This window comes from Acinetobacter sp. ANC_7655, from assembly GCF_056784015.1.
On record NZ_JBWYJB010000008.1, the window covers coordinates 44,302 to 70,543 of the forward strand.

Sequence of the window (26,242 nt, forward strand, 5' to 3'; positions counted from 1 at the left end):
ACAAATTGCGTAAGGACTGATATAAAAGAGTTTTAGATTTATTCAGGCTTTTTTTCAAATGAATGCTGATCAGTTGCAAAAAACTCTTAGAGCCAGTCAATACGCGGAACAAGTTTATAATTTACATCAAACATTATTAGAACAAGATTATTCATCTGATCAATTTAATAAATTTTTAAGTACTGAACAAATCTATCAAATTGTACAAAAAGAACTTGATGACATTCAGGATGAAAAAGAATGGATGCAAAAAATTCGAATTTTGCGAGCACGTTTAATGTTTCGGTGGATTTGGCAGGATGCGAACCGCCTCATTTCAGTTATTACATTGACTCGTGAGCTTTCAGACTTTGCCGATGCCAGTATTGATGCAGCCAAAAGCTTCGCTTATCGTCCATTGCAAGCCAAACATGGAGAGCCGATCGGCTATAACGGTAAGCTTCAAGACCTTATCGTGATTGCAATGGGTAAATTGGGGGCTCAGGAACTTAATTTATCCAGTGATATTGATCTTATATTTGCCTTCGATGAGCAAGGTGAAACCAATGGTCGTAAATGTATTGATGTTCAGCAATTTTGCATCCTTTGGGGGCAAAAAATTATTTATTTGTTGGAACATATCACCGCAGATGGATTTGTATTCCGAGTGGATATGCGATTACGACCATGGGGTGATGGTTCAGCACTTGCAATCAGTCATGCGGCACTCGAAAAGTATCTCAGTCAACATGGACGTGAGTGGGAGCGTTATGCATGGATAAAGGCGCGTATTGTTACAGGAGGAAAGGAAGGGGATGAGCTTCTGGAAATGACTCGACCTTTTGTATTCCGCCGTTATGTGGATTACACCGCTTTTGCAGCGATGCGTGAAATGAAAGCGATGATTGAGCGTGAAGTTCAACGTAGAAATATTGAAGATGATATTAAACTTGGTGCAGGTGGTATTCGTGAAGTCGAGTTTATCGTTCAAGTTTTCCAGTTGATTTATGGTGGTTCAAAACTTGAGCTACAAGACCGTCAATGTTTAGTGAGTCTACATCATTTGGGGGTTGTTGGATTACTTGAACCTGAAGTGGTGGATGAGCTTGAAAATGCTTATTTATTCTTGCGTCGTGTGGAACATGCCATTCAAGCGTTGAACGACCAACAAACGCAATCACTGCCTACAGAACCTGACCAAAGAAATCGCATCGTAGAGACACTTGGATTTGAGAGTTGGGATGCTTTCTTAAATGTTCTCAATGATAAGCGCGCTATAGTAACTTATCAGTTTGAGCATTTAATTAAAGAAAAAGAAGTAGATCCATTGGTTGAAAGCTTTAGCCAAATAGAGCAGCAATTGAATGAAGTTTTAGATGAGTCTGCTAAAAATTTGGTTCGTGAATTTTGGTATGGACATGCCATAAAAAAATTACCCGCTAAAGCAGTTAATCGTTTAAAAGAGTTTTGGCCTCATCTGATTCAAGCTGTTCTTGAATCGGATAATCCACAAGTCGCTTTGGTAAGGCTGATGCCACTGGTTGAATCTGTGATGCGGCGAACAGTCTATTTGGTGATGTTAATTGAAAGTAAAGGAGCATTACAGCGACTCGTTAAAATGGCGACTGTAAGCCCATGGATTTGTGAAGAGTTAACTCATTATCCAGTTTTACTCGATGAGTTTTTATCGATGGATTTTGAGTTACCTAAACGCCAAGATTTGGAGGATTCACTCAGACAGCAGCTGCTGCGTATTGAAATTGATCAAGTGGAAGATCAAATGCGCGTATTGCGCTTATTTAAAAAATCGAATGTTTTGACTGTAGCAGCAAGTGATGTATTGGCTGAAAGTCCACTGATGCGTGTGTCTGATGCGCTCACCGATATTGCTGAGGTTTCAGTTCAAGCAACTTTGAATTTAGCATATCAAATTACAGCAAAAAAACATGGTTACCCAGTAGATGCAGATGGTCAACGTTGTTCAAAAAATCATATGGCATTCAGTGTCATTGGGTATGGGAAATTAGGCGGTATTGAACTTGGGTATGGTTCAGACCTTGATTTAGTCTTTATCCACTATATGGATGAGCAGGCAGATACAGATGGCTTGAAACCAATTAGTGGTTTTGAATTTGCGATGCGTGTTGGGCAAAAGCTCATGTCGCTGATGACAACCCAAACTTTAGATGGTCGTGTGTATGAGATTGATACACGATTGCGTCCTTCAGGAGAAGCTGGGCTTCTCGTCACAAGCCTTAAGGCTTTTGAGCAATACCAACTTAAAAATGCATGGCTTTGGGAGCATCAAGCGATTGTTCGTGCGCGTAGTATAGCGGGTGAGCAAAGCTTAAGAGAAAAGTTTGAGGAATTACGCTGTCGTATTTTAACTTTGCCTCGAAATGAAGAAACGGTGAGAGCAGAAGTGCTAAAAATGCGTCAAAAAATGAAAGACCATTTAGGCTCATCAAATGAGCAAAAAAAAGATGGAATTTTTCATTTAAAACAGGATGCAGGTGGTATCGTTGATATCGAATTTATGGCACAGTATGCAGTATTAGCATGGAGTGGGACGAATCCTGATCTCGCCCATTACTCCGACAATGTACGAATCCTTGAGGATGCCGCAAAAACTGGCTGCTTATCCAGCGCCGATGCGACAGCATTGATTCAAGCTTATCTCCGTGAACGTGCCGAGAGTCATCGTTTAGCCCTTGCAAATCAATCCATGCAAGTGAGTGCTGCGAATTGGCTCGATACCCGTAAGGTCGTTTGCAAGCTATGGCAAAGATTAATAGATCCAACTGCATCAGTAGTTGGATAGAAATGACTGTGTATAAAAATTTGGAGTTTAGGTCATGAATTTGGCTGATCGTGATGGTTTTATTTGGCAAGATGGACAATTAGTTGATTGGCGTGAAGCAAAAACTCACGTCTTAACACACACTTTACACTACAGTATGGGTGTGTTTGAGGGTGTCCGTGCCTACGAAACTCCGAATGGAACGGCAATTTTCCGTTTAAAAGAACACACTAAACGTCTTTTAAACTCTGCCAAAATTTATCAAATGAAAGTTCCGTTTGATCAGGCGGCATTAGAACAAGCTCAAATTGATGTGGTGCGTGAAAATAAATTAGCTTCTTGCTATTTACGTCCAATTATCTTTATTGGTTCGGAAAAGCTAGGTATTGCAGCGACGGATAATACAATTCATGCAGTGGTTGCTGCGTGGAGCTGGGGCGCTTACCTTGGTGAAGAAGCAATGGCGATGGGTATTCGTGTAAAAACTTCTTCTTTTACACACCATCACCCTAACGTGACGATGTGTAAGGCGAAAGCATCAGGAAACTATACGCTGTCTATTTTGGCACACCAAGAAGTTGCGCACTCAGGTTATGACGAAGCAATGTTACTTGATCCACAAGGTTATGTGTGTCAAGGTTCAGGTGAAAACGTATTCTTAGTGCGTGATGGCGTGATTCATACCCCTGATATCGCTGGTGGTGCTCTTGATGGTATTACTCGTCAAACCATTATTACGATTGCGAAAGACCTTGGATATGACGTTGTAGAGCGCCGTATCACACGTGATGAATTCTATATCGCTGATGAGGCATTTTTTACAGGTACAGCGGCAGAAGTAACGCCAATCCGTGAATATGATGATCGTCAAATCGGTGAAGGTGTTCGTGGTCCAATCACAACACAAATCCAAAAAGCATACTTCGATGCCGTACAAGGTAAAGACCCTAAATATGCTCACTGGTTAACATATGTGAAGTAATTAATGCTTTGAAAAAAAGGACTCAATTGAGTCCTTTTTTAATCATCTTTACCAAAAATATCTCTGGTATACACTTTATCTGCAACATCATTTAGTTTATCGCAATGACGATTACTAATAATTAAATCTGCTCTTTTTTTAAATTCTTCCAGTGTTTTGATGATTTTTGAGTTTTGAAATTTTTTCTCTGAAAGTGTGGGTTCGTAAATAATGATCTTGATTCCTTGTGCTTTGAGACGACGCATAACACCTTGTATTGCTGACGATCGAAAATTGTCTGAACCACTTTTCATGGCCAAACGATATATCCCAACAACGCTAGGGTATCTCTCCAAAATAGACTGTGCAATAAAATCTTTGCGAGTAATATTCGCGTCTACAATGGCTTGAATTAAATTGCTTGGAACTTGGTCGTAGTTGGCGAGTAATTGTTTAGTATCTTTAGGAAGACAATATCCGCCGTATCCGAATGATGGATTGTTATAAAATTTACCAATTCGAGGATCTAAACAAACACCCTCGATCATTTGGCGAGTGTCCAATCGGTATATTTGAGCGTAAGTATCTAGTTCATTGAAGAATGCAACGCGCATAGCTAAATAGGTGTTTGCAAAAAGTTTGATTGCTTCTGCCTCGGTGGAGTCAGTGAACAAGACTGGACAATCTTTTTTATAAGCACCCTCTATGAGCATGTTTGCAAATTGATGTGCTCGTTCAGAATTTTCACCCATTATAATTCTTGAAGGATATAAGTTATCCAGCAATGCTTTTCCTTCTCTGAGAAACTCAGGTGAAAATATAATATTCTGTGTTTCAAATTTACTTTTTAGTTGTTGGGTGTAACCTACAGGAACTGTCGATTTGATAATGATCGTCGCTAATGGATTGATACTTAAAATCTCAGTGATCACAGATTCAACACTTGAAGTGTCAAAATAATTGGTTGTAGGGTCATAATCAGTTGGTGTCGCAATAAGAATATAGTCTGCCTGAAAATATGCATCCACAGCATTAGTTGTTGCTTTAAAGTTTAATGGTTTATTACTTAGAAAATCAGAGATTTCTGTGTCTTGTATAGGTGAGATTTTCTTGTTCAATAAATTTACTTTATTTTGATCAATGTCTAAGGCGGTGACTTCATGATGTTGCGCTAAAATCATCGCATTTGAGAGACCGACGTACCCAGTGCCGACAATAGTAATTTTCATTATTTTAGTTCAAGCCAGATTAAATTTAATTTGACAAAATAGGGTTTCTAAGACGTGACAATTTAATGAAGATTTGATTTCAATTTTGACGAGTTTGAATTCTTATCGTTCAAGAATATTTTAACTCTGTGGTATGATGCAGCTATTGATTAGGTGGAATAAAACGGCATGTCAATACATGAAAACAATGTCTTATTAGAAGAAGAGATTGCACAAGAACAGAACATTGTTTTGTGTATGAAGTGGGGAACCAAATATGGTTCTGAGTATGTGAATCGTCTTTACAATATGGTGAAACGACACACGACTGTTGATTTCCAGATGGTTTGTCTCACTGACCGTACAGAAGGAATTGATCCAAATGTTAAATGCTTTCCTATTCCACCCTTAGCATTGCCTGAAGGCGCGCCTGAGCGTGGTTGGAACAAACTTTCAACTTTTGAGCCTGACTTATATGGCTTAAAGGGTAACGCGCTATTTTTAGATTTGGATGTTGTTATCGTTGATAACATGGATGATTTTTTCACTTATCCAGGTGATTTTTTAATTATTCACGACTGGAAACGACCATGGCGAATCACAGGTAATAGCTCAGTATATCGTTTTAAATTGGGCGCTTTCCCTGGATTATTACCATATTTTCGTGAGAACTTTGATGAGATCCGAAAAAAATTCCGTAATGAACAAGCCTATTTGTCATGGTATGTAGATAAACATGCGAAGCAAACCTATTGGCCAGATAGCTGGTGTAAAAGTTATAAATATCACTGTTTACAAAAAATCCCAATGGCGTTTTTTAAGCCACCAGTAAAACCTGAAGGTGCTAAAATTATTATTTTCCATGGTGAGATTAATCCACCTGATGCTGTGAATGGTGGCGGTGGTAAATGGTACCGCTATGTGTTGCCAAGTCAATGGATTAAGGATGCTTGGCAATAATAGTTGCCTTTTAATGGTGGTTTATAATGCCTGTTAGAAAAAAAAGTAAATTCGAACAATGGTTCTCCTTTAGTCGGCATCAACGTCGTTTTGGTGCAGATGAGGTCTATGCGCAATTTGAAGGTATAGATATTAATGCGTTGAAAGAAAACTTGATTGAAGGTGATGAAACACGCTATACCCATGGATCAGCGAAAGATTTGAAGCAGCATATAGAGCAGCTCAAAGATGAGTTCGTAGGTCAACCTGCGTTGAATCATTATCATGCTAGTCTAATTGTATTGGTGCGCCGAGATGTTGATACGACAGATAACTATCTAAAATTTAAATCTTTATGGCTTAAAGAGCGAGATTTTTTACTGAAATCCTTAAATATACGATGGTTAATTTCAGCGTGTGATACTTTCATTGATCATGATGAAGATTCTCTTCTGAAAGCAATTTTGATGAATGCTGTGGTTCTTATTAATACTTTAAAGCTTCAGGAAACGGAACGCTATTTATGTGATCATCAGATGGAAGAAAATCTAGAGTGTCTAAATCATTTACAGTCACAACGTTATGCTCTATTTGATGGTACATCTGCTTTTGCAGTGGGTACTGATGATACATTGAGAAATATGCGTTGGCGTTTAGACCAGATATGTACTGATCATCCATTAGGTCAATTGGTTATTGAAATTTTTGAGCGGATTAATCAAGACGTTAATGATACTGTCTATGTGCGTTTTAAAAAAAGACATACGCGTGAAAAAACACGTTGGTGGTAATCCATGCAGATCTTGATTATAAATCTTGAGCGTTCAAAAGAGCGTTTGGCTTTTCAGACTCAACAGTTTGATGATTTGGGTTTATCTTTTCAGCGTTTAGCTGCTGTATCAGTTGATGATATCGATGATTCACTATATCAATTATTAGGGTTTGGTTGGCAAAGACCTTTGCGTAAGGTGGAAGTAGCATGTTTTTTGAGTCATCAGAAAGCTTGGGAAACTGTTATTAAAACTAATGAACCAGCATTGATATTAGAGGATGATGCAGTCTTATCATGTCATATTCCTCAGTTACTTGAAGAAATACAAAATTATAATTTTAAAGATATAGATTTAATTAATTTTGAAGTACGTAGTCGTAAAAAAATTATTTCTAAAAAGCCAGAATATCAATTAGTCGCTGGACAAACTGCACTATATAATCTATATCAAGACCGAACAGGTGCAGCAGGATATTTACTCTATCCATCCGGCGCAAAGAAGTTATTACAACGTTTAGCAGAAACCTCACCTGCAATTGCTGATGCTTTTATTTTTAGCCATTATGGATTGAAGAGTTTACAAGCTGAGCCAGCCGCAATTATTCAAGAAGATCAAATGGTAGCTTATGGTCTTGTACCTGCTGAGCAGTTTGAGTCAGTGATCGGACGTTCAGAACATCACAAGCCAATTTATTCTTCTGCTATGGAAAAAAGAGTATTTAGAAAGAGACGGATCATCGGTCAGTTGGCTATGGGATATCGCTATATGCAAGTTATATTTAAAGCGCAAAAGCGATTTATTCGTCTCGATAAGGCACAGTTTTAACAATATTGAATATCGAATTATGAAGAAAAAAAAGGTTGTACTTGCTATTTTTACTTTACAAGGTAATGGTGCTGAACGTTTCGCATTAACTTTAGCTAAAGGAATAAATAATGCAGGGCATGAAGCACATATTGTTTATTTCAAAGATATTATAGATTTACCTATTCCTGATGGAGTGAAGACACACTTCTTTAATTATCAAAAATTTCGTGGCATACCTAAATTTATGCGCCAAAGTATCGCTGCCAAAGCCTTTGATCGCTTTGTGCGTCATCAGATTGGTGAGCCAAATTTGGTACTGTCCAACTTATATCCAGTCGATTTTATTTTAAGTCGTAGTCAGTTGCCCAATGTACATTTTGTGATTCATAACACCACTAGTTTGGAGTATGGTCAACGTCTGACTAAGGCCTTTAAAAAGCAGTTGGGCAAAGTGTATTTAGCCAAGCCCTGTGTGGCGGTTAGCCAAGGGGTGGAAGCTGATTTTAAAGATATTTTTGGTGCTGATAGCAGGGTTCAGACAATCTATAATCCAATTGATGTCGATGCTGTTCGACACGCAGCATCAGAATTTATTCCTGATCTACCTCAGCCCTATTTGGTCAATGTTGGAAAATTTAAGCAGCAAAAACGTCATGATGTGTTGATTCGTGCGTATGCACAAGCACAGCTGGATCTGCCTTTAGTCTTGGTGGGTACAGGCGAGCTGATGGCTGACAATCAGCGTTTATGCCAAGAACTAGGGGTATCGGATAAAGTTCACTTTCTCGGCTTTCAAAATAATCCGTATCCATTTATTCAACATGCACAAGCGATGGTCGTGTCCTCAGACTTTGAGGGATTTAGTATTGCAATTTTAGAAGCATTAGCTTTAAATACGCCCGTTTTAAGTACGGATTGTCCATCTGGTCCTAGTGAAATTTTAGATAAAAATTTTTTAGTTCCGGTTGGTAATATTGATAAGCTAGCTAGTAAGATGTCTGAAATTTCATCATGCGATAAAATCTATAATCCTGCTTTATCTCGAAAATTTAAAGTTCAAACGGCTGTTGATGAATATTTAAGCCTTGGTGATTGTAGTGCACAAAGTTGAAGAAAAAATCAAGTTATCTGTCATTATTCCTGTTTATGGTGTAGAAGACTATATTGAAGACTGTATATCATCACTTTATAGTCAATTAACTACGGAAGTGGAATGTATTTTTATTAATGATGGTTCAAAAGATAGATCTATTGATATTTTAAAGAATTTTTTAAATAAACAATCCTTTAAAAAAAATATTAGGATTATTGATCAAGATAATCAAGGGCTAAGTATGGCACGTAATAATGGTGTTGATTTAGCTGAAGGTGATTATGTATCTTTTATTGATTCTGATGATTATGTCCTAAATGATTATATAGAAGAAATTATTAATGTGATTGATCATAACAAGAATGTTGATCTTATACATTTTAATGCGATCGAGGAAAACAAATTTTTAACTCAAAAACCACTTGTATTAGCTGATCAAATAGGGTTAATTAATAATGTAAATGAAGAGTACTTAAAGAGAATTTTTAAAAAAAACAAGTGGTATGCATGGTTGAGGGTTTATAAAAAAGACTTATTAAAAAACATTAGATTTCCTAAAGGTTATTATTTTGAAGATATGCTTGCTGTGCCGTTTTTATATAATGAAAATATAAAAATTTATGAATTAAATAAAACATTAATTTTTTATAGGTATAGACCATCTAGTATAAGTAATTGTAGTGTTAATAAAAAACACTTAGAGAGTTTATTTTATGGGGTGGATTTGTTTAGAGACAATCGTGATAAGTGTCATTTTAAACAAGTGTATATTCATTTAATATTAGGATTATTTAATAATTATATAAAAATGAATTTTAAAAAGTATTGTTGTTTTATCAATTCAATTAAGTTTAAAGATTTGAATTATATTAAAAATAATTCAAATGAGTTGCATTGGAAAGTAAGGTGGATGTTGAAAACCCCTAAATTTTTTTACCTATACAAAAATTGGCTAGGACTTAGGAAACATAAATAAATATAATAGGGTATTTACAGTGTTCTATTATTTATTATCCGTATTTCCTTTAATCACCATATAAATCAATGCAGCGATTGAACCAAATGCGGCAATAAAACTACTCGTACTAAAGAACACGATACGCTGATAAGTACTGAGGTTAAATAGTTGTTCATTCAAGATATAACGCATAAATGCCCATTGTACAATGCAAAATACAATAATAATGATTGTATGACGACGAACATCAGGACGCATAGCCATATGAATGAACTCTTAAATATTTTCTGCGATTATGCCATTTTTAAGCATGTATCTCAATGAAATAAAAAACCCTGCAGTTGCAGGGTTTTTATTTAGATCAACAAAACTTTATTCTTGTGATTCAGCTTTTGGTTTTTCACGTAAGCGAATACCAAGATCACGAAGTTGAGTTGATTCAACTGGTGCAGGTGCTTGTGTTAAAGGACATTCCGCAGTTTTCGTTTTCGGGAATGCAATCACATCACGGATTGATGAACCACCTGTCATTAACATCACAAGACGGTCTAAACCGAATGCCAAACCACCGTGTGGAGGTGCACCATAACGTAAAGCGTTCAATAAGAAGCTGAATTTCTCTTCTGCTTCTTCTTCACCAATACCTAAAGCTTCAAAAATTGCTTTTTGCATTTCTAGGTTATGAATACGAAGCGAACCACCACCGATTTCAGTACCGTTAAGTACCATATCGTAAGCAACAGACAATGCAGCACCTGGGTTGTTCTTCACTTCTTCTACGCTAGATTTAGGCAGCGTGAATGGGTGGTGAACAGAAGTCCATTTTCCATCATCAGTTTCTTCAAACATTGGGAAATCAACAACCCAAAGTGGTGCCCACTCGCAAGTTGCCATCTTCATGTCATGACCGACTTTGATACGTAAAGCACCCATTGCATCGTTTACAACTTTCGCTTTATCTGCACCGAAGAATACGATATCGCCATTTTCAGCACCCACACGTTTTAATAGATCAAGAACGATTGGCTCGATGAATTTCACGATAGGAGATTGTAAGCCTTCGATACCTTTTTCAAGTTCGTTAACTTTGATATACGCCAAACCTTTTGCACCGTAGATGCCAACAAATTTAGTGTACTCGTCGATTTGGCTACGTGGAAGAGAGCCTGCACCTGGAACACGTAATGCAACAATACGACCTTTAGGATCTTTAGCAGGGCCAGCGAATACTTTGAACTCTACGTCTTGCATTAAATCTGCAACGTCAACGAGTTTAAGTGGAATACGTAAGTCAGGCTTGTCAGACGCATAGTCGCGCATTGCATCTGCATAGGTCATACGTGGGAACTTATCAAATTGAACATTAAGAAGTTCTTTAAACATCTTAACTGTTAAACGTTCCATTAAATCCATGATGTCATCGTCACTCATGAACGATGTTTCAACGTCGATTTGTGTAAATTCAGGCTGACGGTCAGCACGTAAGTCTTCGTCACGGAAACATTTAGCAATTTGGTAATAACGATCAATACCACCCACCATTAACAATTGTTTAAACAACTGTGGTGATTGCGGAAGAGCGTAGAAACTACCATTTGATACACGGCTTGGAACTAAATAGTCACGCGCACCCTCAGGAGTCGCACGTGTCAAAATAGGTGTTTCAACGTCTAAGAATCCATTTTCTTCGAAATAGTTACGAATAAGGTTTGTTAATTTAGAACGGAAACGTAAACGCTCTAACATTTCTGGACGACGAATGTCCAAGAAACGATATTTCAAACGAATTTCTTCTGAAATATTAGTATTATCATCATTTAATGGAAATGGTGGAGTTTCAGACGCTGCTAGAACTTCAATTTCTTTACCTAATACTTCGATTTGACCACTCACCATGTTGGCATTTTCAGTACCAGCATAACGACGGCGAACACGACCAGTAATTTTTAATACAAATTCAGAACGAGCTTTATCAGCTGTTTCGAAAGCTTCTGGTGTATCAGGATCAATAACCACTTGAACTAGACCATCACGGTCACGCATATCAAGGAAAATTACACCACCATGGTCACGGCGACGGTGTACCCATCCGCAAAGTGTAACGGTTTGATCAATTTGAGCTTCGGTTAATGAACCGCAGTAATGAGTTCGCATCATAGCGTTAAAAATCCAACTATATGGGTTAATGAAAGCGTATACGTAAACAGCGTAACGCCTTTATACAAAGGGTGAATTATGCCTCTTTGAGACTACAGTCACAAGGAGAAGATTATGAAAGCACTATTATTTAATGCAAATTTAAAATTAAGACGATCCTTCGAATAATTCCAATTGATCTAAGATTTGAAAAACAAGCGTACAAATCGCAAACGTCAATAGAAAGCCTCTAAAGAAATAATTAATTGAGAAGCCAATGTAACCATATAGGTCATTTAAAATGGCTGTATTGTAATTAGAGTAGAAATGAATAAATCCAAATAATCCACCTAATATTGAAATTAGCACGGATACCACAGCAAAAATAGTGATAGAACGGGTTACTCTGAATGATTGACGGTAAGTACAAAAATACTGTTTTGCAAACCATAAAATAAAGGGCAAAACAATAATAGAGGTACCGACCTGTAAAATTCGATGGAGGGGGTAGTGTTGTCCGAAAAGATTGATTTGTTTAGCTAATAGGTCATGAAAAGCAAAGGTTCTGTAATCAACATGAGTTAAACCATCCCAAAGGATATGACTGCTGATACCCAAGATTAATGAAATATTGATCAGCACCAAGAATTGAAAGACAGATCTAAAGTTCGAGAGTTTTAAGGGATTGTAAATACCAACCCATCTAAAAAAAGTAGGTCGTAATAGTGCATACCATAATAGACAGAATGCCATTCCCACCAATAAATTGGGATATAGCAATGCGCTCCATTGATGTGAGATTTGGATATGTTCGTCTGTAAAAAGACGAAATAAGTCAGGGACCATGCAACCAATTGCTAGAGCAGAAATAGGAAGTGTTCCTTTCGATGCTTTATGCAAAATTGGTGCGAGTACAGCATGTGAAATTGTAAAGGGCATTGCTGAAATATATCAAAAAAATGCTATCCGAATTTTATAGATTAACATTGATATGTAACCCATTGGTTTAATTATATGAAGGTAATTAATTTGGAGTAAATGAATGAAATATGATTGAAGTTTGGTTGAAATGTTATATTATAACAATAATTGTAAATTCTCGAATTTTGAGCTTGTCGTATGAACTTTCATAAAAATATCATTACTGCCTCCGTCTTGGCAGTGATAGCATCCGCAGCACATGCTGATCAAAAACAAAAAAATGTTCAATTAGATACAATTTCTTCTACCGCACATCCATTGGTTCAAACAGCTGCTGACTTCGCTGTAGCGGATCATGTAATTGATCAAAAAAAATTATCTGAAAGACCAACAACCATAGGTGATGCGTTAGCCGATGAGTTGGGTGTTTATTCTAATCAGTATGGAACAGGTGCAAGTCGTCCTGTGATTCGTGGCCAAGATGGACCGCGTGTAAAAGTTTTACAGCATGCTTCTGAAACTGCAGATGTATCAACACTTTCTCCTGACCATGCCGTAACGGTTGATCCTATTTTGGCGAAGCAAGTGGAAGTTATCCGAGGACCTTCAACATTACTGTACGCAGCTGGAACTGTGGGTGGTTTAGTCAACGTGACTGATCAAAAAATACCGACACAAATGCCAGCTAATGGTCTAGAGGGGCAAGTGGGCGTCCGCTACAACTCTGGGAGTGATGAAAAACTTGCGAGTGCAGGTGTAACAGCAGCTATAGGTGAAAATTTTGCACTTCGTGTTGAAGGCACGAAGCATAAAGCCAGTGATTATATCCCTTTCAAAGGTTACTTCACTGAACATCATCATGAGGGTGAGACAGAGCCTCATCGTGAAAGTGCTAAACGTGTAGAAAATACCTTCTCAGAAGGTCAAACAGTTAATGTCGGCGGCTCATGGATCCATGATCGAGGTTTTGTGGGGCTGTCATATAGTAATCGACAAGATAAATATGGATTACCTGGTCATAGTCATGAATATCATGGATGTGAATTGCATGGAGATCATTTCCATTGTCCACCACCTAATTCAGCGCACGACCATGAACACGAAAATGCTGCAGGTCCATGGGTTGACTTAAAATCTGAACGCTATGATTTGCGAACTGAATTAAATGATCCATTAAAAGGATTTGAAAAGCTGCGAGCTCATTTAAGTTTTACAGATTACGAGCATGATGAACTAGAAGAAAATGAAGTTATTAGTAACTTTAAAAGTAAGGGTTATGATGGTCGTTTAGAGTTGGTTCATATACCGTTGTTAGGTTGGGAGGGTGTTGTAGGTGTACAAGCATCTCAGCAAAAAATAAAACTTAATGCGCCTGAGGGACATGACCATGATGAAGTTGATCATGGTGACCATGATCATAGTGATCACGATCATGAACATCATGGTCATAGTCATGATGTTCTGATGGCGGATACAAAAACCAATAAGTACAGTTTATTTGCACTAGAACATAAACAGATTGGTCCTGTGCATGTCGAATTGGGCGCTCGTGTAGACCATCAAAAAATTGATGTCGATTCCAATCAAAAGAACTACTCAGGGACTGCTGTTTCAGGATCAGCTGCAGCTAATTGGGAGTTCGCGCCAAATTATAAGTTGTCTCTAGTGGGGTCTCATCAACAACGTTTACCGCTAGCTCAAGAGTTATATGCAGATGGTCTTCATTTTGCAACAAACACATATGAGCTAGGTAATCCAGATATTGATAAGGAAACATCAAATAATCTAGAGTTGGGTCTCCATTATGAAGGTGATCAGCTCGATTATCATGTTCATGTTTATCACAATTGGTTTGAAGACTATATTTATGGTGCAACTGTAGCTCAACAAGGCAATTTACGTGGACTTAAATATACGCAGGATAAGGCACGTTTTTATGGAACTGAGGCTCAGCTAGGCTATCAAATTAATGATACTTACAAGGTGAGTGTGTTTGGTGATTATGTAAGAGGCAAGATAGAGGGGGAAAATGCTCCACGTGTTCCTGCTGGACGACTTGGTACAAAGGTGGAAACCAATTTTGCTGATGGTTGGTCTGGTTTAGCTGAGTATTATCATGTATTCACGCAAGATAAATTTGCTGACTTTGAAAAAGAAACCCAAGGTTATAACATGGTCAATGTTGGTGTGTCTTATGCTGGGCAGTTAAACAATCGCAACGATTATCGGGTTTATTTAAAAGCAAATAACTTGTTGGATGATCAGGTTTATTCGCACAATTCATTTTTATCGAATATTCCACAAATTGGACGTAATTTTACCGTCGGCGTTGAATACGGGTTCTAATTTAATTCAACGTGTTAAAAACAGTTTAATGCTTGAAAAAACGTAAATTAAAACCTAGTCTGAAAGTATCGGACTAGGTTTTTTGTTATGCGTCTATTTAAACGAATTCACCAAAAATTAAATTGGTCAAACCGACGTTATGTTGGTCTGATTCTCGGTATGCTGACCATCGGCTATTTAGCCTCAGCGCTATATCATATTTATAAACCATTACCAGAAGGGCTTAATTATTCCGGTAAATTACGGCATGCAAATGTGAAATTCCTAGCAGACCAAACTTATATAGATACGGAGGGTCAGCGACAGCAGCATCAGATTTTTGATGAAATTCTCAATCTTATTGAGCAAGCGCAAACTACAATTGTGTTAGATATGTTTCTGTTCAATCCTGAAACTGGTCAGTCTCAAAATCAACATCGCGCCTTAACACAAGAACTGACCCAAGCACTCATTCAAAAAAAGCGTCTAACACCGAATATTGAAATTAAATTAATCACTGATCCTATAAATTCAGTTTATGGTGGAATAATCCCAGAGCACTATCGACAACTCAGGCAAGCAGGAATTGATGTCATAGAAACAGATTTATCACCATTACGCGCATCAAATCCACTGTGGTCGGGCATTTGGTATTTTTGTTGTCAGAGTTTAGGAAATAATGCTGAGAAAGGTTGGTTAAATAATCCTTTCGGGGAAGAAAAAATTACTATCCGAAGTTATTTAAATCTTTTTAATTTTAAAGCGAACCATCGTAAAACCATCGTAGTGGATACATCCGAGGGATGGAAAACACTAGTGACTTCGATGAACCCACATGATGGAAGCTCACGCCATTCCAATGTAGCACTTGTGGTCGAAGGGCATACAGCTGTCGATATTTTAAAAACTGAACAATCAGTGGCTTTATTTTCTAAAGCAAATATTCCAATGGTTATTGTGGGAGATGTACCAGAAGATAAACTGTTGCCCCAAGTGCAAGTACTGACAGAAAAGGCAATATATGATGAACTGCTGAAACTGATTGAATCTGCTCAAGGTGCTGATGCAAAAATAGATTTGGCAATGTTCTATTTATCAGAGCGAAAAATTATTGAAGCCTTAATTGAAGCTCACCAACGCGGTGTTGAAGTTCGTGTTTTACTAGACCCGAACAAAGATGCATTTGGACGTACTAAAAATGGTATTCCAAATCGTCCTGTCGCGACAGAGCTCTATAAAGCTGGAATAGACGTACGCTGGTGTAATACACAAGGTGAGCAGTGCCATTCAAAAATGATTATTAAGCGTAGTTCAAATCAGGTTGAACTGATTTTGGGGTCGGCTAATTTTACTGCTCGTAATTTGAAAAATTATAATTTAGAAACCGATTTACGTGTTATTGGCTCTTCAAATCAGCAAGTTTTTAAAGATGCAGTACAGTATTTTGATACTGCTTGGATGAATTTAGAGGGTAAGCAAATGAGTGTTGATTACTCAGAATATGCAGAAGATTCAAAAATGAAATATGCCATTTATCGATTTATGGAATGGAGTGGTCTTTCAACCTTCTAAAAAAAATCCCTCAGAAGAGGGATTTTTTCATTTATGGATTCGGCGGAACTAATTTATCGAGTTCCTTATCATCAATTTGATCGAGTTCTTTAATATCGGTTTTGATTTTCCACTTAGACTCATCCTCAACAGGTTGAGGTAAACGTGCTTCTAACCAATCACAAACCACATCTGGCGTAAAATCAGGATGATTACACTGAATCACCCAAGATAAGAATTGTTTCGCCTCACCATTCATATAGGGTGGAGGAGACACTGGTAAAAACTGAGTGGGTAGGCGTTCATTTTTAGAAATGTAATTTAATACATGACCAAGTTCTTGAACCGTTTGCCAAGCTAAGGCATGGTCGATATTGATTTGAAATTTAAACCACCATGCATGTTCACCATCAGTGCCATAAGAATCGATATAGTTTTCTTGGACACTCGGAACTTTACAAAAAAATTGGTGCAGGCGATCAAAACTCATTTCAGGCACGGTGGATAATCTCGCAAAGTTAAAAATGGTTAGTCTAGCAGATTTACAAACAGACTCATGCAGATAAATAAAAGGTCTAAAGTATTAAATTTAAAATTTTAAATAATGTTCAAGATTTCTACATGATTGATCTATATTTAAGTTTTAGAATGAGTGTTGAAAACAAAAGTAATCTTACATTTGGAATGAGGTAATAGAGATGAACAATACATTATTGGTTAAGACTCTATTCGGTTCAGTGATTCTTTTAATAACGAGTCATACTTTTGCAGATAGTTGGGCTAATTACCAAGGTTCTAAGGTTCGACCTGTAAAACCAACACAGACTCCAATATATACTGGTAATGCAGATCGTCTAAGTAAGCCAGTCCCATTGCAACAACCACGTTTTGCTCAGAATAGACCTCAATTACAGCGACCATATCCTCCTTATCCAGCGTATCCGCAGCAGAATGGGATTACAGTGATCTATCAACAGTCTTTACCGACCACGACGACATATTCTAGCAAGCAGTCAAGTTTCGTAAATGGGCAGGGTGGTACTATTGAAATGAGTCAGTATATGCTGATTTCAGATTGGCGTCGTTATGGTCTTCCTGCACCACAAGTTGGAATGCATTGGATATACCAAAATGGTCGATATATCCAGATGCCAAATGATCGTTAGATGCTTAATCCAATTTGTCTAAGCCATCTTTATCTAAGCCAACTCATCATCTTCAGGGCGTGGTGTTTTTCCAAGTGGTAAAGGTTTATCTTGGTGTTTATCTCGGATCACTGATGGAAAATTCCAAGAAGCAAAACGCACGACCAATATAGCGAATGCTAGGATTAAAATTGATCCTGTAATAATGACTAAATCAATATCAGCTTTATGGTCATGTTGAATATCTGAAATTAACAGACGTGTCAGGGCAGTGATGGCGATATAGATCAGAAATCTGACGGGCATATGATTGGTCTTAAAATAAATACCTACCATCGCGCCTAGCTCTAAATAGATAAATAACAACAGAATGTCATCAATCGTTGCATATTGTTTTACCGTAAGAATATCAATCACGGTATGTCCTGCAGACCAAATTACCATGCAGCCAATAATAAAGAGCGCAATATAGTGGAAGCTCTCAACTGCTAGATTTCCAAAACGATCTAATAAGGATTCGAATTTTGCTACGCTAATATCTTTTTTACTCATGACATCTCCTCCTTTGAAAAAACCTGATGGTTTCATTGGAGTGATGCAAAATTCATGCTCATCTTATGCCTAAGCAGGGAAGACTATTATGAGTTGCTTTGAAAATAAGCAAATTTCAGATAAAAAAAGCCTGAAGAATCAGGCTTTTTTAAGATAAAACTTATGATTGATTTGTGAAGTAATCTTCGCTAAATCCCATCACGATTTCAGAGCTAGCTTTGATGCGAGCTAAACGTGTATTTAATTCAGGTAAAACGCGTTGGATGTAGTAGTTCACCAAAGATAATTTGTTCTCATAGAACTCACCTGATTTTTCACTCGCAGCTTTAGCAATTTTAGCAAACATATAGGTAAAGCTGAGTAAGCCTACCGCATGTAAATAATCCACCGCAGCAGCATTCGCATAATCAGGATTTTCAGCAGCACGTTCAAGAACAACTTGTGTAATCGATTCAAGTTCAGTTGCAGCATCAAGAGTGGCATCTTTGATGTAATTTAAGTCCGCATCTAATGCATTTGCAAAGTCACGAATTTCTTCGATATATTCTGCGATGAATTGACCATTACATTTAATCGTTTTACGACCAATCAAATCTTGTGATTGAACGCCGTTCGTGCCTTCATAAATTTGTGAGATACGAAGATCACGGATACATTGTTCCATACCCCATTCACGAATATAGCCGTGACCACCAAAGACCATTTGGGCATCTAGTGTCGCATTGAAAGCAGTGTCTGTTAAATATGCTTTTGCGATTGGTGTGAGCAAAGCAACACGATTATTTGCTTTTGCAACTGCTTCTGGATCCGTCGAGAACTTTGTAATATCCAGTTGTTGACCTACATATACTGCAAATGCACGTGATGCTTCATTGTTCGCACGCGCATTTAAGAGCATACGACGTACATCACCGTGTACAAGAATACTATCAGCAGGTTTATTCGGAGATTTCACACCTGTTGCACTACGACCTTGTAAACGATCAGTGGCGTATTGAGCAGCATTTTGATAAGCAAATTCTGAAGCGCCTAAACCTTGGATACCCATGGACAAACGTTCATAGTTCATCATCACGAACATTGCAGCAAGACCTTCGTTTTCTTTACCGACTAAATAGCCTTTTGCACCGTCAAAGTTCATCACACATGTTGCAGAGGCTTTGATCCCCATTTTGTGTTCAATAGAACCAGGGCCTACAGGGTTACGATCACCCAAGGTACCATCTTCATTCACTAAGAATTTAGGTACAATGAACAGAGAAATACCGCGTGAACCAGCAGGAGCATCAGGCGTTTTTGCTAATACAAGGTGAATAATATTTTCAGCTAAATCATGGTCACCACCGGTAATAAAAATTTTAGTACCTGTGATGTTGTAAGTACCATCTTCATTACGTTCAGCCTTAGTTTTAATAATGCCTAAATCAGTACCTGCGTGAGGCTCTGTGAGACACATCGTACCTGACCATTCACCTGAATAGATTTTAGGAAGATAGGTTTCTTTTTGTTCTTGAGAAGCATAGCTATTTAATGCCATACCCGCACCCACAGAAAGAAGTGGGTAAAGCATAAATGATGGGTTGGTTGCAAAAAGCATTTCATCTGCAAGCACAGTCAGCATTTTTGGCATGCCTTGACCGCCCCATTCTTCGTCAGCACCTAAGCCAATCCAACCACCTTCTGCATATTGTTGGAACGCTTCTTTAAAGCCCGCTGGTGTGGTAACAGATCCATTATTATAAGTTGCGCCTTCTTCATCACCTGTGCGATTTAGGGGAAGGGTTACGTTTTGAGCGAATTTAGCCATCTCTTCTAAAATAGCTTCAGCTGTCGCAGCATCAATATGAGCTAAATTCTCATTTGATTGCCAAAATTGTTCAGCTTGAAATACATCATTCAAAATGAACTTCATATCTGTAAGAGGCGCATTATAGATTGGCATTTTCGTTCACCTTTTTTTTGTTTAAATATCTTTAGTTCTTAGCAGTCTATCGAAGCATATTAGGACTTGTTAGACGACTAAAGGTTAATATCTCGAATTTATTTATAAAGAAAAAGGACGGCCAAATCTATGACTGTCCTTTTTCTTTTACACATATTTAATATGGATCATTAGAATGCAAAATGTTCAGCATCCAAAGTCATTAATGGTTCTAATCCACCTGCAATTACGTCAACATGTGAGCGAACGCGTGGAAGGATCTTCTTGAAGTAGAAGCGAGCTGTTGTGATTTTCGCATTGTAGAAGTCAACTTCAGTTGAACCTGCTGCAAGTTGTTGTTGAGCAACTTGAGCCATGCGAGCCCATAAGAATGCTAGCGTTACATAACCAGAGAAGTATAGGTAATCTACTGCAGCAGCACCGACTTCATCAGGGTTTTGCATCGCGCGCATACCGATCTGCATAGTTAAATCGCCCCATTCTTTGTTGAGTGCAGCCAAAGGTTCAACAAACTCTTTCAAGTCTGCATTATCTTTGTTTGCTTCAGCGAATTTGTGAATGATTTTGGTGAAATCTTTCAACATCGCACCTTGAGTTTGCAGTACTTTACGACCTAACAAATCAAGTGCCTGAATTTCAGTGGTACCTTCATATAAGCAAGCAATACGTGTATCACGAACAATTTGCTCCATACCATGCTCTGAAATGAAGCCGTGACCACCAAATACTTGTACGCCTTTGTTTGCAGCTTCATAACCCACTTCAGTTAAGAATGCTTTAGCAATTGGCGTTAATAATGACAGAATATTATCTGCAAATTTACGTTCTTCTTCAGTCGCGCCTTTCTCAACGATATCAGCATAGTGAGCAAGGTAGTACACTAGAGCTCGACCACCTTCAGCAAATGCTTTTTGCGTTAAGATTAAGTTGCGAACTGCTGGATGCACAATAATTGGATCTGCTTCTTTTTCAGGTGCTTTAGGACCAGAAAGTGAACGCATTGCTAAACGATCTTTCGCATATGCCAAAGCACCTTGGAAAGATGATTCAGCAGCAGACAAACCTTGTACAGCTGTACCAATACGTGCAGTGTTCATGAAGGTGAACATTGCATTCAGACCACGGTTTTCAGGGCCAATCAAGTAACCTGTTGCACGATCAAAATTGATCACACATGTTGCGTTACCATGGATACCCATTTTATGTTCAATCGAACCACAACGAACAGCGTTGCGCTCGCCAACTTCACCATCAGCAGTTAAGTTAAACTTAGGTACGATGAATAATGAGATCCCTTTTGTTCCCTTAGGAGCACCTGGTAAACGCGCAAGAACGATGTGAACAATGTTGTCCGCCATGTCATGCTCACCAGCGGAAATAAAGATTTTCTCACCTGAAATTGCAAAACTACCATCTGCATTAGGTTCAGCTTTTGTGCGGATAATACCAAGGTCAGAACCCGCATGAGATTCTGTTAAACACATGGTACCTGTCCACTCACCTGAAATCAGTTTTGGTAAGTAAGTATTTTTTTGCTCTTCCGTACCATGGTGCTCAATTGTACGAACTGCACCATGAGATAGACCTGGGTACATACCCCATGCCCAGTTCGAAGAGCCGATCATTTCAGAAATGATAATGCCTAAAGAGTTTGGTAAACCTTGACCACCATATTGTTCTTCAGCAGCTAAAGATGGGAATCCTAATTCTACATATTTTTTATATGCTTCTTTGAAGCCTGTTGGAGTAGTAACTACACCATCATTCCAAGTACAACCTTCGCGGTCACCTACTTGGTTGAGTGGAGATAATTCGTTTTCACAGAAATCTGCAGCAGCTTCTAAATATTGATCAACCAACTCACGGCTTACGTTTTCTTGGAATGCAGGGAGTTTTGAAAAGTGTTCTTCAGCATTTAATAATTCATGCAAAACGAATTGCATATCACGTAAGGGCGCTTTGTATTGTGGCATATCGGGTTCCTCAATACTGGTTAAACCAGATTTATAATCCTAATAAAAAATGTCGTGTCATCTACGACACCTATTTTGTTCTATTACATCGTGCAATAAGTTATTGCTTGGTACAAGTTTTATAGCCATATTCTGTGTGACTGTAAAGTCAAAGAAAAAATATTAATTTTGGCTAAGTGTTTAGAGTATAAAGTTTTTTCGTGAATTATATGTGAACAGAATAGTCAAAAACGTAATAAGTTATGACATAAAAAAAGGCGCAACATGCGCCTTTTTAATATTCAATCACTTAGTAGTGAGTTGAATTGAATTATGCGGATTTTTTTAAGTCTGGTTTAACGAGTGGTTGATTTGGTTTGAAATAAACTTTACATACACCGTTGATAGTCTGTTCACCCACTTTGATTTGAACTTTTTTACCGTCAGTTTGTCCATTGCATGCTTGAAGTTTTGCATTTTGACTAACTTGCTGTTGCATCAAACGTTGATCAAATTTTTGAACAAGCTCAGCACGTTTGGCATCTGTGAGCGGTTCACCTTTTTGTGAACGGTTAGCTTGGGCCGAAGTTGGCTTTTCAGCTTTAAATTGGGCACGTGCTTGCTCATGCATTTTTTTCATATCAGCACGATCCGCTATGAAACGGATATGACAAGTACCATCAATATTTTGTTTATCAGTTTTGATTTGAACAGTTTGACCTACAACTTTGCCGTCGCATGCTTGACGAATTTGCTGCATCATCGCTTTACGGTCAGCACGCGCTTGTTTGAATTGCTCGCGTTGTTCAGGTGTTAAACGTTCTTTATGATGATGTTTGTTATCAAAGTGACCCTTTTTAACTTCTTGAGGTGCTTGAGTTGTTGTTTGACATGCAGTAAGTGCGCCCATACTGATTAAACCAGTGGTCACCAATACAATTTTGTTCATCGCTTTCATTATGTTTATCCCCAAAGTTGTTTGGATTCGGTATAGGTAAAGATTAAATAATAAAGATGAAGAAACAATGGAGAGTTTTTTGAATCAGTGTTAGATACAATACTGAAAAACGAAGAAATAATGTGAGTTAAATTTGAATATACGTCGCGTACCAATCGCACTACGCTTATTTTTTACAGTACTGTTAACAACATTGCTCATTACGACGGTTAGCTTAAGTGTGCTGCATTGGACGATGCAAAAAAACTTCACCAAATATGTAGCTGATGTAGAAATGCAAAAGCTTGATCATCTGATCGATAATTTAGCGGGCGTATTCTCTGTTTATCAGGATTGGGGAAATGCCGTTCAAGCTCAGATTTTACAAATTGAAGGTGAAGCTGCACCCGATGATTATGATCGACTATCACGTTGGTGGTTACGTCGCCAATATGATATTGCATTGCAACAGCGTTATTTCAAAGAGCATACATTAATTAGCGAAATTGAGTCACAAAGAACGCAAACTATTAGCCCTGAAGAGCTGAAAGTCTTAGAAGAAAATTTACCTTCTGCATTTCAGCCATTTGAAGGATTGCGTTTCCCATTAAGTTCAAATCAGAATCAGACAAGAACCACGAACAGTTCTGATAAATCACATGAAAATAAGCTTTCTAGTTTGAGAACTTCTGAATACCAGCAGGGCAAGAAACTATTTATATCTATGTCTGATCACTTGGGTTTAAGTTCTAGACTTTCCTTATATGATGCAAAACAACAGTTTATCTTGGGGGAACCATCAGAGAATATGGTGTCGTATCGACCGATCACAGTTGATGGCAATATTGTGGGGTATCTCGGGCTAAGACCTGTTTTAGATCAAGATGATGCTTTAAGTATTAATTTCTTTAGCAATCAAAAGCGTTATTTATTTTTAATATATATTCTGACATTTATTTCGAGTTTGGTTGCTGCCTTATTATTAGCAACTTATTTTAGAAAGCCAATTCAACGCTTATTAAATGCAACACGAGAATTAACCAAAGGAAATTTTCAGCATCAGGTGAAAGTAAATCGTAACGATGAGCTTGGCGATCTTTCGACTGAAATTAATCAGTTAGCTGTGATTCTAGATCAGCATGAAAATTCTAGAAAGCAGTGGGTTGCAGACACTTCGCATGAGTTAAAAACGCCGCTGGCTGTTTTGCAAGCACAAATTGAAGCAATGCAAGATGGAATACGTAAACCAACGCCTGAACATTTTGCTTCAATGTTGGCACAAGTTTCGAGTCTGAAAAAATTAACACAAGATTTGGCTGCGTTAGCACAGGCTGAAGCACAACAACTCAATTTTGATTTCAATGAAATTGACCCTTGGAGTGTCGTGTTAAATGAGATTGAAAATTTCAAACCTAAATTTGAACAAGCCGATCTCACGATTAGCGCAGAGGGGCATGGAACGAAATTACAATTAGATGTAGATCGTTTTAAACAAATTATGGTCAACTTACTCGGTAATACTATTCGCTATACGGAAGCCGGTGGAAGAATTCATGTGCATACGATCGAAAACGATAAGACTTGGTCGGTGATTGTTGACGATAGCCCATTAGGTCTTACTGATGAGCAATTGGCTCATTTAGGTGAGCGTTTCTATCGAGCGGATGATTCTAGAACACGTAGTACTGGCGGAACTGGATTAGGACTAGCATTATCGTGCAAAATTGCACAAGGCATGAAGGGCTCCTTGAAGTTTGACCACTCACCATTGGGTGGATTGCGCTGCATCCTCACATTTCCAAAGAAATCGTTTTAAATTGAAGAAGGGTGACATATGAAACATGTGATGCTGGTTGAAGATGAAGTAGAACTTGCTCAATTGGTGCGAGATTATCTTGAAGCAGCTGGCTTTGAAGTCAGTATGTTTCACGATGGTCAAGAGGCTTATGATAGCTTTTTACAACGTAAACCAAGTCTAATGGTTTTAGATTTGATGGTACCTCGTATGGATGGTCTCACGATCACCCGTAAAGTCCGTGAGCAGTCTGATTTGCCTATTATCATGGTGACAGCACGAACGGAAGAGATTGATCGTGTACTTGGTTTGAATATGGGGGCGGATGATTATGTGTGTAAACCATTTAGCCCTAAAGAGTTAGTTGCTCGTGTTCAAGCAGTGTTGCGACGTTTAGATCGTAAAGCAGAACCTGAGGAAAATAATTTATTCCGTATGGACAAAGGTCAACAACGAATTTGGTATCAAAACAAATCTTTAAATTTGACACCTACAGAATTTCGACTTCTTGAGTTATTTTTAGAACACGTAGGTCAGGTGTACTCTCGTGCGCAATTATTGGATCATATCAACCCAGACAGTTTTGAAGTGGCAGATCGTGTGATTGATAGCCATATCAAAAACTTGCGCCGTAAAATCTCGGATGCCGCTGAAACAGGTAATCGCCATGAATGGGTTCAAGCTGTTTATGGGGTGGGATATCGTTTCGAATATCCTGAAGATTGATTCTTTGTGATAAAAAAAAGCGAATCTAGAAGTTCGCTTTTTTTTGGTGCGTTGGTTTTGGTTAGGGTCTCTACAATTGGCCATTTCATATGCAACTTTCATGTAACTTTGTTAGGATATGAGCTTATTAGAGGTGGCTATCGTATTTTTATTTAAAGTAAGCTTCGACTCTAGCTTTTACTATAGGATCAACATCATCAACCATATAAAAACAATATCTATATTTTTCGATCAAAACACTAATATATTTTTGTTTATCAGGAACTGTGTGCTTTAACATTATCTGTGCAGCTACGGTTATTAAGTTATTTGATTGGCGCATCAAGGTGATCAGCATCTCATCTTCATATCCCATAACATCTCTAGTAAATGACTGTTTTACAGTATGTACTATGGAGTTAAGTTGCTTCAAATGATATTTTTTGAAATCACAAAGGGTGAATAGCCACCAAAATTATTGGCTGAGCAGGTAAGTTTGCAGCACCAAGCTTATCAAGCATTTCAGAAATCATTGGACATGTGTCGGATTCAAATTGCTCTTCAAATGTGTAACTAAATTGCAATTTTGATATTTGATGATTACTTGCAAGAAATAATAACCAATATGCTCTGACTACAGCTTCAAATTGTGATCTAAGTAAAATCATAGCTTGTGTTGGTAGATGTGAAGATAATAAACCACTTACTCCAAGCCCATGCTCAAATGAGATGTAAATACATTGTTTAACTAAGTCCAAACGCG

The 26,242-nt window shown here is 37.9% G+C and carries 23 protein-coding genes; 12 read left to right on the plus strand and 11 right to left on the minus strand.

The features are described 5' to 3' along the window. Window positions 1-58: 58 nt before the first annotated feature. Complete coding sequence (gene glnE, locus AC1M9N_RS09640) at window positions 59-2,800, plus strand: bifunctional [glutamate--ammonia ligase]-adenylyl-L-tyrosine phosphorylase/[glutamate--ammonia-ligase] adenylyltransferase (RefSeq protein WP_481954660.1); 2,742 nt, start codon at window positions 59-61, stop codon at window positions 2,798-2,800. A 34-nt stretch (window positions 2,801-2,834) separates the two neighbouring features. Next, a complete protein-coding gene (locus tag AC1M9N_RS09645; RefSeq protein ID WP_481954661.1) occupies window positions 2,835-3,761 on the plus strand; it encodes a branched-chain amino acid transaminase in 927 nt (308 codons plus the stop codon). 38 nt (window positions 3,762-3,799) lie between these two features. Here AC1M9N_RS09645 and AC1M9N_RS09650 read toward each other — a convergent pair whose 3' ends face one another. Beyond that, the gene (locus tag AC1M9N_RS09650; RefSeq protein ID WP_481954662.1) at window positions 3,800-4,969 is read right to left on the minus strand and encodes a nucleotide sugar dehydrogenase; all 1,170 of its coding nucleotides are present in this window, start codon (window positions 4,967-4,969) and stop codon (window positions 3,800-3,802) included. A 168-nt stretch (window positions 4,970-5,137) separates the two neighbouring features. Here AC1M9N_RS09650 and AC1M9N_RS09655 point away from each other — a divergent pair, with 168 nt between their 5' ends. Genes AC1M9N_RS09655 through AC1M9N_RS09675 form a run of 5 tightly spaced genes read left to right on the plus strand, consistent with a single transcriptional unit; the run spans window position 5,138 to window position 9,536 of the window. Continuing rightward, window positions 5,138-5,908 carry a hypothetical protein gene (locus AC1M9N_RS09655; RefSeq protein ID WP_035265587.1) on the plus strand — a complete coding sequence of 257 codons (771 nt, stop codon included), beginning with the start codon at window positions 5,138-5,140 and terminating at the stop codon, window positions 5,906-5,908. 26 nt (window positions 5,909-5,934) lie between these two features. Then, window positions 5,935-6,678: a hypothetical protein gene (locus tag AC1M9N_RS09660; RefSeq protein WP_481954663.1), complete on the plus strand. Its 744-nt coding sequence runs from the start codon at window positions 5,935-5,937 to the stop codon at window positions 6,676-6,678. A 3-nt stretch (window positions 6,679-6,681) separates the two neighbouring features. Next, on the plus strand, window positions 6,682-7,485 hold the full coding sequence (locus AC1M9N_RS09665; protein ID WP_481954664.1) for a glycosyltransferase family 25 protein: 804 nt from the start codon (window positions 6,682-6,684) through the stop codon (window positions 7,483-7,485). Window positions 7,486-7,504: 19 nt separating this feature from the next. Further along, entirely contained in the window at window positions 7,505-8,578 is a 1,074-nt protein-coding gene (locus tag AC1M9N_RS09670) for a glycosyltransferase (protein ID WP_481954665.1), read from the plus strand. Beyond that, the gene (locus tag AC1M9N_RS09675; protein WP_481954666.1) at window positions 8,565-9,536 is read left to right on the plus strand and encodes a glycosyltransferase family 2 protein; all 972 of its coding nucleotides are present in this window, start codon (window positions 8,565-8,567) and stop codon (window positions 9,534-9,536) included. Before AC1M9N_RS09670 ends, AC1M9N_RS09675 begins: the two co-directional genes overlap by 14 nt. A gap of 27 nt (window positions 9,537-9,563) precedes the next feature. On the opposite strand, the gene AC1M9N_RS09680 is transcribed toward AC1M9N_RS09675, so the two are convergent. The 3 genes from AC1M9N_RS09680 to AC1M9N_RS09690 all read right to left on the minus strand — a co-directional run bounded on the left by AC1M9N_RS09680 (window position 9,564) and on the right by AC1M9N_RS09690 (window position 12,593). Beyond that, entirely contained in the window at window positions 9,564-9,782 is a 219-nt protein-coding gene (locus AC1M9N_RS09680) for a hypothetical protein (RefSeq protein WP_481954667.1), read from the minus strand. Between the two features lie 108 nt (window positions 9,783-9,890). Further along, entirely contained in the window at window positions 9,891-11,675 is a 1,785-nt protein-coding gene (gene aspS / locus AC1M9N_RS09685) for an aspartate--tRNA ligase (RefSeq protein ID WP_035265578.1), read from the minus strand. 147 nt (window positions 11,676-11,822) lie between these two features. Then, window positions 11,823-12,593 (minus strand): DUF4184 family protein, encoded by a 771-nt coding sequence (locus AC1M9N_RS09690; protein ID WP_481609067.1) that lies wholly within the window; start codon window positions 12,591-12,593, stop codon window positions 11,823-11,825. 180 nt (window positions 12,594-12,773) lie between these two features. On the opposite strand from AC1M9N_RS09690, the gene znuD reads away from it, so the two are divergent. After that, on the plus strand, window positions 12,774-14,921 hold the full coding sequence (gene znuD, locus AC1M9N_RS09695) for a zinc piracy TonB-dependent receptor ZnuD (protein ID WP_481954668.1): 2,148 nt from the start codon (window positions 12,774-12,776) through the stop codon (window positions 14,919-14,921). A gap of 87 nt (window positions 14,922-15,008) precedes the next feature. After that, window positions 15,009-16,472 carry a phospholipase D family protein gene (locus AC1M9N_RS09700; RefSeq protein WP_481591702.1) on the plus strand — a complete coding sequence of 488 codons (1,464 nt, stop codon included), beginning with the start codon at window positions 15,009-15,011 and terminating at the stop codon, window positions 16,470-16,472. Between the two features lie 31 nt (window positions 16,473-16,503). Here the strand turns inward: AC1M9N_RS09700 and AC1M9N_RS09705 are convergent, their stop codons facing one another. After that, a complete protein-coding gene (locus AC1M9N_RS09705; protein WP_092767573.1) occupies window positions 16,504-16,950 on the minus strand; it encodes a hypothetical protein in 447 nt (148 codons plus the stop codon). A gap of 199 nt (window positions 16,951-17,149) precedes the next feature. Here AC1M9N_RS09705 and AC1M9N_RS09710 point away from each other — a divergent pair, with 199 nt between their 5' ends. Continuing rightward, on the plus strand, window positions 17,150-17,617 hold the full coding sequence (locus tag AC1M9N_RS09710; protein WP_481590554.1) for an RcnB family protein: 468 nt from the start codon (window positions 17,150-17,152) through the stop codon (window positions 17,615-17,617). Between the two features lie 33 nt (window positions 17,618-17,650). Here AC1M9N_RS09710 and AC1M9N_RS09715 read toward each other — a convergent pair whose 3' ends face one another. The 4 genes from AC1M9N_RS09715 to AC1M9N_RS09730 all read right to left on the minus strand — a co-directional run bounded on the left by AC1M9N_RS09715 (window position 17,651) and on the right by AC1M9N_RS09730 (window position 23,000). Further along, window positions 17,651-18,148, minus strand: a complete 498-nt coding sequence (locus AC1M9N_RS09715) for a phosphate-starvation-inducible protein PsiE (protein ID WP_481954669.1) — start codon at window positions 18,146-18,148, stop codon at window positions 17,651-17,653. Between the two features lie 160 nt (window positions 18,149-18,308). Further along, window positions 18,309-20,090 (minus strand): acyl-CoA dehydrogenase C-terminal domain-containing protein, encoded by a 1,782-nt coding sequence (locus AC1M9N_RS09720; protein ID WP_092767569.1) that lies wholly within the window; start codon window positions 20,088-20,090, stop codon window positions 18,309-18,311. A 170-nt stretch (window positions 20,091-20,260) separates the two neighbouring features. Further along, the gene (locus AC1M9N_RS09725) at window positions 20,261-22,063 is read right to left on the minus strand and encodes an acyl-CoA dehydrogenase C-terminal domain-containing protein (RefSeq protein WP_180028280.1); all 1,803 of its coding nucleotides are present in this window, start codon (window positions 22,061-22,063) and stop codon (window positions 20,261-20,263) included. Window positions 22,064-22,373: 310 nt separating this feature from the next. Continuing rightward, the gene (locus AC1M9N_RS09730; protein WP_481954670.1) at window positions 22,374-23,000 is read right to left on the minus strand and encodes a hypothetical protein; all 627 of its coding nucleotides are present in this window, start codon (window positions 22,998-23,000) and stop codon (window positions 22,374-22,376) included. A gap of 133 nt (window positions 23,001-23,133) precedes the next feature. Between AC1M9N_RS09730 and baeS the strand changes: the two genes are divergently transcribed. Together baeS and AC1M9N_RS09740 are read left to right on the plus strand one after the other, a co-directional pair. Beyond that, window positions 23,134-24,795, plus strand: coding sequence for a sensor histidine kinase efflux regulator BaeS (gene baeS, locus AC1M9N_RS09735; RefSeq protein WP_035265564.1), 1,662 nt, complete (start codon window positions 23,134-23,136; stop codon window positions 24,793-24,795). Window positions 24,796-24,813: 18 nt separating this feature from the next. Further along, complete coding sequence (locus AC1M9N_RS09740; protein WP_092767563.1) at window positions 24,814-25,500, plus strand: response regulator; 687 nt, start codon at window positions 24,814-24,816, stop codon at window positions 25,498-25,500. Window positions 25,501-25,648: 148 nt separating this feature from the next. Here AC1M9N_RS09740 and AC1M9N_RS09745 read toward each other — a convergent pair whose 3' ends face one another. Continuing rightward, window positions 25,649-25,912 (minus strand): DUF6988 family protein, encoded by a 264-nt coding sequence (locus AC1M9N_RS09745; protein ID WP_481613345.1) that lies wholly within the window; start codon window positions 25,910-25,912, stop codon window positions 25,649-25,651. Between the two features lie 16 nt (window positions 25,913-25,928). Continuing rightward, window positions 25,929-26,237: a DUF6988 family protein gene (locus AC1M9N_RS09750; protein ID WP_481954671.1), complete on the minus strand. Its 309-nt coding sequence runs from the start codon at window positions 26,235-26,237 to the stop codon at window positions 25,929-25,931. Window positions 26,238-26,242 lie beyond the last annotated feature (5 nt).

Bases quoted from the DNA above. Each gene is read 5' to 3' on its own strand.
- AC1M9N_RS09720 (WP_092767569.1), bottom strand. From the start codon at position 20,090: ATGCCAATCTATAATGCGCCTCTTACAGATATGAAGTTCATTTTGAAT.
- glnE (WP_481954660.1), top strand. From the start codon at position 59: ATGAATGCTGATCAGTTGCAAAAAACTCTTAGAGCCAGTCAATACGCG.
- znuD (WP_481954668.1), top strand. From the start codon at position 12,774: ATGAACTTTCATAAAAATATCATTACTGCCTCCGTCTTGGCAGTGATA.
- AC1M9N_RS09680 (WP_481954667.1), bottom strand. From the start codon at position 9,782: ATGGCTATGCGTCCTGATGTTCGTCGTCATACAATCATTATTATTGTA.
- AC1M9N_RS09725 (WP_180028280.1), bottom strand. From the start codon at position 22,063: ATGCCACAATACAAAGCGCCCTTACGTGATATGCAATTCGTTTTGCAT.
- AC1M9N_RS09700 (WP_481591702.1), top strand. From the start codon at position 15,009: ATGCGTCTATTTAAACGAATTCACCAAAAATTAAATTGGTCAAACCGA.
- AC1M9N_RS09655 (WP_035265587.1), top strand. From the start codon at position 5,138: ATGTCAATACATGAAAACAATGTCTTATTAGAAGAAGAGATTGCACAA.
- aspS (WP_035265578.1), bottom strand. From the start codon at position 11,675: ATGATGCGAACTCATTACTGCGGTTCATTAACCGAAGCTCAAATTGAT.
- AC1M9N_RS09645 (WP_481954661.1), top strand. From the start codon at position 2,835: ATGAATTTGGCTGATCGTGATGGTTTTATTTGGCAAGATGGACAATTA.
- AC1M9N_RS09730 (WP_481954670.1), bottom strand. From the start codon at position 23,000: ATGAAAGCGATGAACAAAATTGTATTGGTGACCACTGGTTTAATCAGT.
- AC1M9N_RS09690 (WP_481609067.1), bottom strand. From the start codon at position 12,593: ATGCCCTTTACAATTTCACATGCTGTACTCGCACCAATTTTGCATAAA.
- AC1M9N_RS09665 (WP_481954664.1), top strand. From the start codon at position 6,682: ATGCAGATCTTGATTATAAATCTTGAGCGTTCAAAAGAGCGTTTGGCT.
- AC1M9N_RS09715 (WP_481954669.1), bottom strand. From the start codon at position 18,148: ATGAGTAAAAAAGATATTAGCGTAGCAAAATTCGAATCCTTATTAGAT.
- AC1M9N_RS09740 (WP_092767563.1), top strand. From the start codon at position 24,814: ATGAAACATGTGATGCTGGTTGAAGATGAAGTAGAACTTGCTCAATTG.
- AC1M9N_RS09660 (WP_481954663.1), top strand. From the start codon at position 5,935: ATGCCTGTTAGAAAAAAAAGTAAATTCGAACAATGGTTCTCCTTTAGT.
- AC1M9N_RS09650 (WP_481954662.1), bottom strand. From the start codon at position 4,969: ATGAAAATTACTATTGTCGGCACTGGGTACGTCGGTCTCTCAAATGCG.
- AC1M9N_RS09710 (WP_481590554.1), top strand. From the start codon at position 17,150: ATGAACAATACATTATTGGTTAAGACTCTATTCGGTTCAGTGATTCTT.
- AC1M9N_RS09670 (WP_481954665.1), top strand. From the start codon at position 7,505: ATGAAGAAAAAAAAGGTTGTACTTGCTATTTTTACTTTACAAGGTAAT.